Here is a 12901-nt window from a genome sequence, read left to right on the forward strand (position 1 = left end):
AACTCAAACATGTAATTTTATTACATAATAACTGTCGTAAATGAAGATGCAAAGCACGTAAAAACACTAGCTTTCAAACATTTAAAACAAAATCAAAGCAATTACCCTCTTTAATTCAATAGGTTATTGGATATTATAAACACCGTAACAGGCTACCACCTCATCTCATTTTTGTAATATCCTTACACTCCATATGTATTTTTATGCACAAGCCATTCAAAAATATTCATAAACATCTCAAAATAAATGTTCATCGCTATCTTTATTAAATATGCAGAGCTAGCCGTCGATAACAATAACTGTGAGGAAAAAATTAAGGTTGAGCAATATGCCAGGTGCAGGTTGGAAATACAGTTTGATAATGAGTCTTTATTTTGTTGGTTTTTGCCTTAGTTCTTCGGCAACAACACTTCGTCAACCACCCCATTTGACTGGCGAGACAACGCGAAATTACAGCCATATTCATTGGCAAAACTCCCCAGGGCCCGGCATACCCATTCGTTTATTGCCTTCAGTCAACGCAACCGGGAAAGCCAGCTACTCCACTCAAAACTTAAGTGGCAAAAGCCATAACAGTGAAGTCCGCACAATTCCCGATGCACTCGATAGCCTCATTTACCAACTCGTTAAGAATACCCACTTTCTCAACCCGACCATAGCAACCGAACCGACTCAGTATTCTTTACAATTTCATTTACGACAATTCGATACACTCTATGCTCCGGGAGATAGAAATCATTTACTCAATTTAGGATTCGCACATATCGACCGCGCCTGGAGTCAATTAAACGGCGATAACAAACCCTCAGTCGTTAAATTAATTGCTGTCATTTATGATGAAGACTTTATCCCCGTTCTCGAAGTGCCAATCTCGGCGAAACTACTACCTTGCCAACGCAGTGGTAATGTAATGACATTTTCGCCCGTTACACCACAACAGTTTCTAAACGGTTTTGCGACCACCACAACCGGGCAGGCATTTATTGCAGCAGTGAATCGGGCATTACAAGAAGTCGCTTCTCATTTTGGCGACCTACCGATAGTCGGTAAAGTTGTTAAAGTTGAGCAAAATGATATATACATCAATATCGGAGAAGGTGTTGTTTACCCCAATGAAGAGCTCGACCTGATTTATCAATCGGACAACTCCTTCAATTACGTTGTGGGAAGACTCGCTGTAGAAGAAACCTGGCCCAACATGTCTCTTGTGCATTCACTCGACGTCCCTTCTTCCAACGTTCTTGCTGGAGACAGTATTGAACTAAAAAAGCAGGCATCAAAACCAAAACTCAGAAGCGTTGCCGGAAAGCCTATTATTTGTAGCAAAGTGGAAAAACAAGCCGAGCAAAGAGCGGAGCTGGAAAATAAATCCAACAAGGAGAATGCGCTAACGAAGGAAACATCAATGCAAGAGGCTGCAACAAATAACCCGAGCCGTAAAAATACTTCCAATAATCATTGGGCTTGGAAAACTGAAGAATAGGCAAGCCGTTTCAACAGGTGACTTGAGTTAAGTTATCTGTTCAAGGTAATCTCGATCTATCTTCATTTATTAAAAAGCGATCTGTTAGGTGAAAAGAAAAAATCGACGTCAGGTACTGAGCGAATATTCCACACTTCCCACTTCTCGAGATATGGTTGGAGAAGCCAAGCAATGTGAAGACACACCGCAAACTTGCTCCGACTCCTATCGCCTGGCCTTTGATGACCCTGACTTTCTACTTAAAGATGAGCAACGTTCTGTTCGCCTAATGTTGGAATGGCAAAAACCAGAACAAATACTTCTCGACAACAACATCAAAGCGACCTGGGTTGTTTTCGGTAGCGCACGCATTCTTGAACACCAACACCTCATCGATCAAAAAAGCTCGCTAGAGAATCAGATTAAACAAAACCCCAACGATGAAAATTTACAAAATAAGCTTAAAGCAGCAGAGTCGCTGCTCGATAAACAGCATTTTTACAATGAATGCGTTCGTCTGACCTCTTTACTGGCAAAAACCAAGCAAACGGGAATTGAGGCAACGGTTATTACCGGTGGTGGCCCTGGTATTATGGAAGCAGCCAACCGAGGAGCCCACCAAGCAGGCAAAGACAGTATTGGTCTGAATATTGTTTTACCTCGAGAACAGCAGCCTAATCGATTCATATCACCTGAGTATTGCTTCCAATTTCACTACTTCGCTATTCGAAAAATGCACTTTCTTGTGCGTGCAAAAGCGCTATTTGCCTTTCCCGGTGGGTTTGGCACACTCGACGAAATAATGGAAACACTAACGCTCATCCAAACAGGAAGAATAAAACGATTTCCCATCTTTTTGTTTGGCCGACAGTTCTGGAACAAAATCATAAATTTCGAAGCATTAGCCGATGAAGGAATGATCTCTTACTCCGATCTTGAACTCTTTCACTACGTTGAGTCATCGGAAGAAGCCATCGAAATAATAAAAGCCTTCTATCACAATTCATAGTTTTGACAACGCGAATAAGGAAGTTTCTTTTCTTGAGACTGGAAATTTTCTATCAAATGGGCACAATAAGCGTCTAAATATTATCGAGAATAAAAAGTACGAGGAACATCGGGTGCCAGAGGTTATCGAATTACCAGAAAATAATCTGTTTAATGTGTTTAATATCTTGTTATTAGAAAACAAGCATCGACTAGTTAAACAACTGAAAGAGTGCTACGAACCTAACGTACATGGACACAAAACATGGGCATCGAGCTTTCTACTGATGGACTACTTTCAAACCCATCGCGTCATAAAATCAACCAGCCAAGTATTAGAACTAGGTTGTGGCTGGGGAGCCGCATCGATTTACTGTGCAAAAAATGGCGCAAAAGAAGTGACTGGGCTCGATATCGATGAAAACGTATTTCCTTACCTGAAGACGCAAGCCGCACTAAACGGTGTGGATGTAAAGTGTAAAACAAAATCATACGATAAGCTTACAGCAAAACAGCTGGACCATTACAATTTGATCATGGGCGGTGATATCTGTTTTTGGGACGAGCTCGCTCAAATGCTAGAAAAAATGATTCGCCGGGCTTTGAAAAGTGGTGTTAAACGCATCGTTTTAGCAGACCCTGGCCGTTCACCATTCTTGGAGCTCGCCGAACGTTGCACCGAATTTGCAAAAGCCTCTCTGACAGAGTGGTATGTCTGTGACCCAGATTATTACGAAGGCTTTATTCTTGATATAAAACCTAAAAAAACAAAAAGCTAATACGCCCAAAAAAAGGATCGTTCTTTGTCTTTTGCGAAGAGCGATCTTGTTCCCAAGGTAAAGTATTCTCAAGAAGAAAAATATTGTCCGTCAGAAGTTGAAACCTCTCCATTACTGATTGTTTTTCGATATCAATATAGTCGGCTAACCGGTGGTATTTTTTACTACGCCTCAGTAAGGTTAGCTTTTTCAAACATAATCGATGGAAATATTCTGCAACCTGTCTTTGGCCATTTCTTTCAGCACAATAGGCTGCATTTTGGCAACCCAAAACAAAGCACCGAATTAATGTCGCCAGATTTCGTTTAGGTGGACAATTGAGGCATTCCGTTAACCCATCAACTGACTTTTCAAAGGCCAATTGGGCGGCGACGTAATTATTATCATGACAAAATTGATTGCCTCGGAGTGTAAATTGCTCCCACAATTTCAGTACAGCTTCCGTAGATTTCATATTACCGCCCTATAATGTTAACGATTATCATTATCATTTAAAGAAAAGAGCTTGTCAACAATTTGAAGTGAGCTAAAGACACCCAAAAAAAAAGCCCAGATTAACTGGGCTAGGAGCTTTTTAGTTACCAACTAAATTTACGAAATCTTTTTCCATTGCTCCAAACTAATAGGCCCATTTTGATCAGTTTCAGTAACTTCCATTGAGCGTTGCACAACACTTCGAGAATCCGTTTTTAGCTTGCAGTCCAAGTCTTCTTTAACATGCTCATCAATAGCAACTTGAATTTCAGCCCGCAAAGCCTCGAGCTGAGCAACGAATTGACTGTTGCCGGCATATTGAATCAAGCGACTATTAACAACAGCTTTTGCCAAGTCATATCGATGATGTTCAATATATAGATTCGCTGCTGCACGTAACTCCGCCATTTGCATAGGAATAGAGTGGATTTTTGGCAAGGGTAAGTCGTTTAAATCAGGCACCCGCATAAATTTCTTCTTCTCATGTTTAAGTTCCGCGGCATCAAAAACATCCTGAATTTTCTTAAGACTACGATTGGTGTAAAAGCGAGATACTCGAGTACCAATAAAGGCAAATAGCAAACCTCCCAAAAGTAATCCCGAAATAAATGTGGCCCAAAGATTATTTTTTGCAATCGCAAGAGCTGAAGCAACAACGGATTTATCGAGATTAAGAAATTCGCCACCACTTGTTTCAATCGCATTATCGCCTTGAGTAGAGCTTAATTGACCAGTCAATTCTGTACTCTCTTTAGCGACAACATCGTCAGTAACGACTTTATCTGTAACAACGTCATCCGAAACAACCGGCGGTTGAATACTTAACGTGACGGGTGTTTCTGATGCGAATACAGAAGATAACGAAGTATTTTCACTTTCAACTGGCTTAACATCCATTTCAACATTTTGTGCAAGTTCAACTTTACCAACCTCGGGCATCAATTCAGATTGTTGACTTGTAACATTTTGCTCAGCGACTTGAAGCTGTGCGCGCAACTCACGATTAGCTTGCTCCATGGCATCCAGTCGCTGCTGTTGTTCCATCAGCTCTTCACGCAACGATGTCACAGCTGCGGACTGGGCCGCCATTGATTGATTGATTTCGATCTTCTCAGACGTTGAACTTTTTACATCAGAGGAATGAGAAGCAACTTTTGTTGACTCTGTTACGCCATAGTTTTGAGGAACCGTAATCTTAGCTCCCTCCAAAAGTTTATTTCGGTCACCCGATAAAAACGCATGCTGGTTGTTTTTAAATAACACATCCATCTTTTTATGCATTGATAAATCCGACGACCAACGGCTGGCAATTTTCCACAAGCTATCACCCCGCTGCACAACAATAGATTTACCTGAATCGATAATCACAGGTTCTTCTTTGCGCGATGTGACGTTTGCTGCTGTGTTTTGAGAGCGGGCTTTTTTCAACAGCTCCTTAGCAGGAATAGTATTCACTGTGGGAACTGAAGAACGGGAATTGCTTTCGATAGTTTTTGCTGGTCGACTATTAAGAGCAATGGATTTAGGGTCGAGAAAAAATGTAAGCTGCTTGTAGAAAATGCCATTTCGATACTTTACTTCGATAATCGCATCAACATAAGGCTCTTTAATACGAGTTAATGAAGTCAATTCGACGTAATAATTTCCATTGTCATTAACAACTCGACCATCAATGCGTGGTAAATGATCTGGAAAGTTAATCCCAAATTTTTCATGCATTTGCTCATTTGCCAGCTTAATTTTAATGGATTCAAAATCGAGTGGATTGCCCAATAGCTTCAAGTCCACATTGAGCCGCTCATTCATAAATCCATTATTTTGCGGCTCACCCAGTCCGATAGCGAAGGAATGTGTAACTCCAGCAACGCTCATAGCAACGACCACAGGTCTTAACAACGACAACATAAAAGACTCCCAGCAAAATTATCGCTTATTGCTATTAAATATAGTCGTTTGTGAACCAGTTAACTTGAGATATTTAATACTCTTTATTTCTATAAAGAGTATTTTTTAGTGGTTTACCAGATTAAAATGATTTGAGCTGATGGCTTAGGAATGCCATTGCCCTATCGTAAAACGCGGATTATTACCGTAATCCTTAAAATTCTTTACGCCTTTGAATCCACGAGCTTCAAACAGAGAAATGACTTCTTCCGCCTGATTATAGCCATGCTCAATGGCAAGCCATCCTTCGTTAATTAAATAATTTGGAGCCTTTTCAATGATTTGCTTGATATCAGCATACTCATCGTCACCGGCTGTCAACGCAGAAGACGGTTCAAACTTCAAATCACCCGACCGTAAATGCTCATCATCTTTTGCAATGTATGGCGGGTTACTCACAATGATATGAAACTGCTTTTCAGATTCAATGGGTTCAAACCAGCTTCCTTGGAGAAAGTTTATGTTTAATTTGTGTAACCGAGCATTTTCCTGCGCCACCTTCAGTGCAGCCAGACTGTTTTCAACAGCCGTCACTTTTGCCTTATCACACTCATACTTGATAGCAATCGCGATAGCTCCCGTTCCCGTACCTAAATCCAATACCTTTGGTGAACTCAAATCCTTGACCACACTCAATGCCCAATCAACTAAAAGCTCTGTCTCAGGACGAGGGATCAGCGTATCAGGTGTTACTTTTAGAACTAATGAGTAAAACTCCCATTCGCCAATAATATGAGCAACAGGTTCACCCTTAACTCTTCGCTCCAATAAGGCTCTGATATCGATCAGTTGTGAGTCGTCGATGGGTTCATCACCATAAGCACGAAGCCAACTACGATTTTTACCCATCGCCGCAGCAATCAATATCTCGGCATCAATTCGATTACAATCAGCATCTGGTAACTTAGGTAGGTATTCAGCCAGAATTGAATTAGGAGTCACGATTATTTTTCATCCAATAAAAAAGGGCATCATACGATGCCCTTTTCTTTGTATCAAGAGACTAATGTCGATTATGCACGACGACGTCCCATTGCAAGAGCTGCTAGTAAGAATAGAACGTAGAAAACTGTTCCGCTACTTACTTTGTTCCAACGACTTGCATCGTTAGGGAATAAGTCAGCTGCGTCTCCTACACCATCACCATCACTATCAGCACTGTTCGGATTAGTACCTAATGACTTAACTTCACGACCATCGCTCAGTCCATCGCCATCGGTATCAGAATTCAACGCGTCTGTACCTGCAGCAACTTCTTCTGCATTGGTTAGGCCGTCATTATCTGTATCCATATTGGGTGACATAAACTTCAAGTTATCGATAGATACTGTATCAGCAGTACTACTCAATAAAGAGTTTTTCGCGTACATCAAAGATACTGTGTGAGCACCTTTATCAACATCAACAGAGATTGTCTCTCCAGCTACAACACCGCTGTATTCAGCAACTGTCTCACCGTCAATAACAAGCTTGAACATATCAGCATCTTCTTCTGAATCCATGGTTAAGTCAAAACTCAACACACCGTCATAGAAAATACCTGACATTGAAACTTCGGCAGTCTTGTCATTAGAAGTTGGATCAACTTTTAATACACCGTCAACTGGAGTCCAAGTCTCACCATTTCCAGAAGCAGGAACCCAAACGTCATTTGCAGCATCAAAGCTATCAGCAAAGAACTCCAACGCATCAGCTGGTACTGAAGTTGCGTCGTTCAATAAGCTTCCGCCCATTGCTTCTTCTGCGTTAGTGAAACCATCCGCATCCAAATCCAAAACGCCGTCTTCAGCAGCTAAAGGATCTAATCCCAAAGAAACTTCAAGACCATCGTAAACACCATCAGAATCGCTGTCTGCAACGAGAGGATCCGTTCCAGCGTCTAGCTCAGCGCTATCAGATAGGCCATCACTGTCAGTGTCTGCAGATACAGGATTGGTTGTTAAAGCAAATTCTTCAAGGTTGGTTAACCCATCTTCGTCACTATCAACCGCAGCGTCATCAGCATCTTCGGGATCTAAACCGTAGTAGGTTTCATAAACATCAAGCATGCCATCGCCATCAGTATCTCTGGCTAGACCTTCGTAGTAAACGTTATCGATCCAAACAGTATCTTCACCACTACTAACAGAACCATCTTTCACATATACAAAGACAACAACTTGCTCGCCGGCCTCTAGAGTGTAATTAACTTGTTGCCAATCGTTTTCACCAGAAACTCTAAGAACACGTAGGGCTTCATCAACGTTTGGACCTACATACAATTCAAAAAAGTCCCAATTACGCTCTGTTGAAGTTTTAAGATCGAAGGTTAAATCGCCAGCTTCTGCATCAATAGATAATACAGTTCCAGAAACTTGGTTGTTATCGATATCTTTATTTTGCAAACTGTACATACCACTAGCAGCGTAAACGTTAGTTAACTCAAAACCATTAGTTGCAAATTGAGGATCAAGATCGACGAAATCTGAAGCATCTTGAGTTTCAAAGTCATAAACAACCGATAAGTTTAATCCTTGAGGCGAATTACTTGATGCGTCAGAAGGATCGGTATTAGTACGGAACTCATAAAGATTTGAATAGCCATCTTCGTCAGCATCTTCGCTGGCATCGTCACCATTCAAAGCATTTAAGCCATACTGAACTTCCCAGCCATCAGTCATGCCGTCACCGTCAGAATCCGAATCCATAACTTCAGTACCGAAAGTTAATAACTCGTCACCGTCGGTTAATCCGTCATTATCTGAATCTTTATCTTTAGGATCGTAACCTTCTAACATTTCAACGCGATTGGTAATTCCGTCGCCATCGAAATCGGCAGCGCCATCAGCCGCGGATTGCGGATCAAAACCGATAATCATTTCAGCAAAATCTGAAATTCCATCACGGTCAGAATCGACACCGTCGCCATCACAAGTTGCACCGACTGTATTCATTGCACTGAAAACGTCAGCCCAATTATAATCTAGGTCGATCGCAGCCATGATAACGCCACATGCACCACCAGCCATTGTTTCACTGGGAGTCCAGTACGCTTGGTTCGCTAAAACAAAAACGTCAAAAGCCGTTTTTGGATTCCAACCTTCAGTGTTTGATAGTAAGTAGTAAGCTCGATTGTAAACACCTGAGCTGAAGTGAACATCCATACCGTTATAGTAGTCGTCAAAATGATCAATTGAACGACCGTCTAGAGAAGGAGTTTCAAAATAACGCAGACCACCTTCACTTCTAAAAATATCACTTCCAACAAACCAGTCGACAGAACCTTTCCAGTAGTATTCACCGGCCTCTCCAGCGATATCAGAGAAAGCTTCGTTCATACCACCTGACTCACCCGAATAAATTAAATCTGAGTTGAAGTCGGTAAAACCGTGGCTGATTTCATGAACCGATACGTTGATATCGACCAACGGGTAGAACATAGATTGACCGTCTCCAAACAACATAGAGTCGCCAGTCCAGTAAGCATTTTCGTGGTTAGTTCCATAATGCACTTTCATAGAAAGTTGGAAAGGAAGCGGCGCATCGTCGTACCACTCTCTGTACATATCAAAAGCAACGTTACCGAAATAGAAAGCATCGTTAATTGGCGAATAAGCACCGTTAATTTCTTTATAAGTATTTTCAGCACATGCGAAAGTGAAGGCGTCATTCAAAGATTGGTTGGTAGTATGTTGCAAATCAACCGCTCGAACGTTTTCATTTTCAAGCGAACAGGTTCCGTCGCCCAAATCAGTACCATTCAACGCAGGATAATCAGTTCCGTACTCATAACGACCAACTTTTTCATTTCCACCAGGTCCGGTCACGTCAAAGTGTTGTAACGCATTCCAGTTGTCAAGAATCTCACCTGAGTTTGCGTCAACAATAAACATATGACGAACAAGGTGCTTGTCGCTGTTTAATGCACGAAGCTCAACATGATAAGCAAGAGTTGCTTTACCTTTGTTGTTTAACGTCTTGTTGAAATAAACAACTAAGTCTGCGTTTTTGCGATCAAACTCAGAAAGCTTGCCAAGCTTGGTTTCTGCTTTAGCAATAACGCTTGAAAGGATGTCTGACTTACCCATTTTTGGAGTCACGTTACCTTTAAGATCTTTTTCGATATCAGAAATAACGTAACCAGAGAAATAAGTATCTTTACGCTTTAAGTTATCATGACTCGTTACTTGCTCCCCCCAAACAGGAACGCCCAAGTAAGTCTGCTGGAAACGCTGATGCGTATTTCCTTTAGCGTCAGTCATTGATTTTAATTGTTTGAAATCGTAATTCTTGTTCATTTTGAAGTGCGATTTCAAAGCACTTGAGTCAGCTTTGCCAGATTTTGTTAGCACGCTTAACTCATGATTCATTTTATTCACAGCATGCTTTTCTGCTGCATTTGCGTATGATCCTACGAGTAGAGTAGAAACCACACTGGTCCAAATAATTGATTTTTTCATGTGTTTTCCCATCCCTTTAGAAGTTTACTTGTACGCCGATGTTGTACGAGCGTAACTCAGCATCGCTAGTATCGATAAGCTGTACCGCTTCAACATACAAACGAATGTCTTCTGCAACTTCATAATCCGCGCCTAAACCATACGATAAATCAGAGTCAGTCTCTTCATAGCGGAAAATGTTGTTCTTAGCTTGAAATTTCGCTTGGCTATAACCGATTAAGCCATACGCATTAAACGTTTCTTTTGGCATCAGGTCATATTTTACGAAAACGCTTGCTAAGTAATCGATGGAAAACTTTGCTTCGCTACCTAAAATGTCGATGTTATCTTCGTGTGCTTTAAATCCAACTTTTCCAACAATCGAAAAGTTATCTTGAAAGCGGTATTGATAAGCGAGTGAGATGTTATTTGATTGAGCTTCAAACGATGAGTCTTCATAAGATGTTTTATTAACATCTATCCCCAAGCTAGACTCAGCTGATGCAGACAATGCGAAGCATGCCGCAACACCAGCAAAAAGAACGTGTTTCATTTCTTCTCCTTGATCGAGTTTTATTGTATTTAAAGGTCCATCCGCAAGCTAACATCGAAAAAATGTCATCGCAATGACATCTCTAGTGAAATATTCACAATGTTTTGTGATTGACGACACATTATGAAATAGGGTTTGACGAGTCAAAAAAATATCATTTCGAAATATTTGTACAAATAAAAACCTATTTATAAAACAAATTTCAGAGATACTCAGAAATTAATAGCGTTATCGAATGAAAGGCGTCGCTTGAAGAAATTAACCAGGAATTTTTATTGTCGATTTTTTAAGCGTGCAAAAAGCAATGTTTTGATCATAGTAAGCGGCTTCATTGATGAAGCTAATGTAAGTCGGCGATCCCGTATAAGGGATATCTCCATCCATAATATTGCGAAAAACAACATCACCTTCCTTTATAGAGATAAAATCTTTGTTCTGGATCGACTCATGGATACAAGCTACGATATTGCCATTTTTATCGACAGGGTATTTAACTTTACCCGTGTATTCGAAGACTTCTATCGATGGCGGTAAATTTTTTACTGCATCTTTATTCCATAGCTCGACGAAATCGAGCAGCTGATAAGTGGCTTGCTCAGTTTTTTCAATGACCTGATGATTTAACAACCCTTGCGCGACAGGCCCAACTTCAACGATCAGGTTCTTATTAGCTAATGCGCATAAAAAATGATGGTCGGGAATTAACTCAGCTTCCGATGTTACGACAACATCATCACGTTGTTTCTTCATATACGCCATCATTTTATGGTGAAAGGTATCATGCAATGTCAGCACTAAATTGACACCCATGTTCGCCGTTGTGGTATGTAAATCGATAATTAAATCGTAATTGCACTTCCCTTTCGGTCCAAGTTGTTCAACCAACTGATGAGCTCTTTGTATTTCGATCCCACTTAAAGAGTCATCTTTTAATACCTTTTCACTAAAACAACGATTTAAATCTTTATCCAAATAGCGTCGGTTCGCTTTAACCGCTTGAGGATTACCAATTAAAATGTCAACTTTTAACCCTTCGCGGCGTAGCAACTCTGGACGTCTAAGCCACTTATTAATTAAAAAGACGCCAGTTGACTCGTTGCCGTGAGTACCACCAACAATAAGAATTTTATTAACGACATCTTGCTCTGCAGGCATATAATTTCACTTAGAAAATTAATTCGACTCCGACATCGCCGCCAACTGATCGGCCTGGTGTTCGTTAATTAAAGGGTCAATAACTTGCGCTAAATCACCTTCCATAATTTCATCTAACTTGTATAAAGTTAAATTAATTCGGTGATCGGTCATTCGCCCCTGAGGAAAGTTGTAGGTTCTTATACGCTCGCTGCGATCACCACTTCCAACCAAAGAGCGCCGTGCTTCAGTTTCTTCACTCTTCGCTTGCTCTTGCTGTGCTGCGAGCAAACGAGACTTCAACATCGACATCGCTTTTGCACGATTTTTATGTTGCGAACGCTCTTCTTGACACTCAACAACGACACCCGTCGGTAAATGCGTAATTCGAATTGCAGAATCTGTTTTGTTAACGTGCTGACCGCCCGCACCTGACGCACGAAAAGTATCAACCCGCAAATCCGAAGGATTGATATCAATCTCATCCATTTCATCCGCTTCAGGTAACACTGCGACCGTACAAGCCGAGGTGTGAACACGCCCTTGTGACTCTGTTTCCGGCACACGTTGCACACGATGGGCCCCTGACTCAAATTTTAGTCGAGAATAAACACTATCGCCTGCAATGCGGCAGATTATTTCTTTATAGCCGCCATGTTCTCCGGCGTTTTCACTTAAGACTTCCATTTGCCAACGATTTCGTTCAGCGTATTTTGAATACATACGAAATAAATCGCCCGCAAAAATAGCGGCTTCATCACCGCCCGTTCCAGCACGCACTTCTAAGTAAATATTTTTCTCATCGTTAGGATCTTTTGGCAGCAATAACTTTTGCAATTCGACTTCTAAAACTTCTTTTTGCTGCTTCCCTTCTTTAAGCTCTTCTTGCGCCATTTCTCGCATGTCGGGATCAGAGTCTTTAAGCATTTCTTCAGCGGACTCAATGGCACCCGTCGCTTCAGTGTATGCGTTAAACGTTTTTACAACATCTTCAAGTTGAGAATATTCTTTCGACAAATCCCGAAATTTATTTTGATCACTAATCACATCAGGATCACCTAACAGAGCAGAAATCTCCTCGTGCCGTTCCACTAATGATTCTAATTTAACGCGAATCGAATCTTTCATTATTTTTTGATTCCAATCAAAT

General features: G+C 41.0%; 10 protein-coding genes. 3 read left to right on the top strand and 7 right to left on the bottom strand.

Features of this window, described 5'->3' with window-relative positions; translation table 11 throughout:
• Window positions 1–328: 328 nt before the first annotated feature.
• The 3 genes from FAX86_RS01100 (at window position 329) to FAX86_RS01110 (ending at window position 3228) form a co-directional block, all read left to right on the top strand.
• Entirely contained in the window at window positions 329–1483 is a 1155-nt protein-coding gene (locus FAX86_RS01100; protein WP_144391491.1) for a hypothetical protein, read from the top strand.
• 88 nt (window positions 1484–1571) lie between these two features.
• Window positions 1572–2471 carry an LOG family protein gene (locus tag FAX86_RS01105; RefSeq protein ID WP_246128472.1) on the top strand — a complete coding sequence of 300 codons (900 nt, stop codon included), beginning with the start codon at window positions 1572–1574 and terminating at the stop codon, window positions 2469–2471.
• 112 nt (window positions 2472–2583) lie between these two features.
• Complete coding sequence (locus tag FAX86_RS01110; protein ID WP_144391492.1) at window positions 2584–3228, top strand: class I SAM-dependent methyltransferase; 645 nt, start codon at window positions 2584–2586, stop codon at window positions 3226–3228.
• Here FAX86_RS01110 and FAX86_RS01115 read toward each other — a convergent pair.
• From FAX86_RS01115 to prfA, 7 genes are all read right to left on the bottom strand, one after another.
• Window positions 3209–3682, bottom strand: a complete 474-nt coding sequence (locus tag FAX86_RS01115; RefSeq protein ID WP_144391493.1) for a hypothetical protein — start codon at window positions 3680–3682, stop codon at window positions 3209–3211. The two genes, FAX86_RS01110 and FAX86_RS01115, sit on opposite strands and share 20 nt — an antisense overlap.
• Before the next feature lie 137 nt (window positions 3683–3819).
• Complete coding sequence (locus FAX86_RS01120; protein WP_144391494.1) at window positions 3820–5607, bottom strand: type IV pilus assembly protein FimV; 1788 nt, start codon at window positions 5605–5607, stop codon at window positions 3820–3822.
• 144 nt (window positions 5608–5751) lie between these two features.
• The gene (gene prmC, locus FAX86_RS01125) at window positions 5752–6588 is read right to left on the bottom strand and encodes a peptide chain release factor N(5)-glutamine methyltransferase (RefSeq protein ID WP_205859079.1); all 837 of its coding nucleotides are present in this window, start codon (window positions 6586–6588) and stop codon (window positions 5752–5754) included.
• 71 nt (window positions 6589–6659) lie between these two features.
• Complete coding sequence (locus FAX86_RS01130) at window positions 6660–10085, bottom strand: M4 family metallopeptidase (protein WP_205859080.1); 3426 nt, start codon at window positions 10083–10085, stop codon at window positions 6660–6662.
• A gap of 16 nt (window positions 10086–10101) precedes the next feature.
• Window positions 10102–10617 (bottom strand): porin family protein, encoded by a 516-nt coding sequence (locus tag FAX86_RS01135; protein WP_144391496.1) that lies wholly within the window; start codon window positions 10615–10617, stop codon window positions 10102–10104.
• Between the two features lie 258 nt (window positions 10618–10875).
• Window positions 10876–11772 (bottom strand): aspartoacylase, encoded by an 897-nt coding sequence (locus FAX86_RS01140; RefSeq protein WP_144391497.1) that lies wholly within the window; start codon window positions 11770–11772, stop codon window positions 10876–10878.
• Between the two features lie 18 nt (window positions 11773–11790).
• On the bottom strand, window positions 11791–12879 hold the full coding sequence (gene prfA / locus FAX86_RS01145; RefSeq protein WP_144391498.1) for a peptide chain release factor 1: 1089 nt from the start codon (window positions 12877–12879) through the stop codon (window positions 11791–11793).
• Between the last annotated feature and the right edge of the window lie 22 nt (window positions 12880–12901).

The organism is Pleionea sediminis, assembly GCF_007570825.1.
GTDB lineage: Bacteria > Pseudomonadota > Gammaproteobacteria > Enterobacterales > Kangiellaceae > Pleionea > Pleionea sediminis.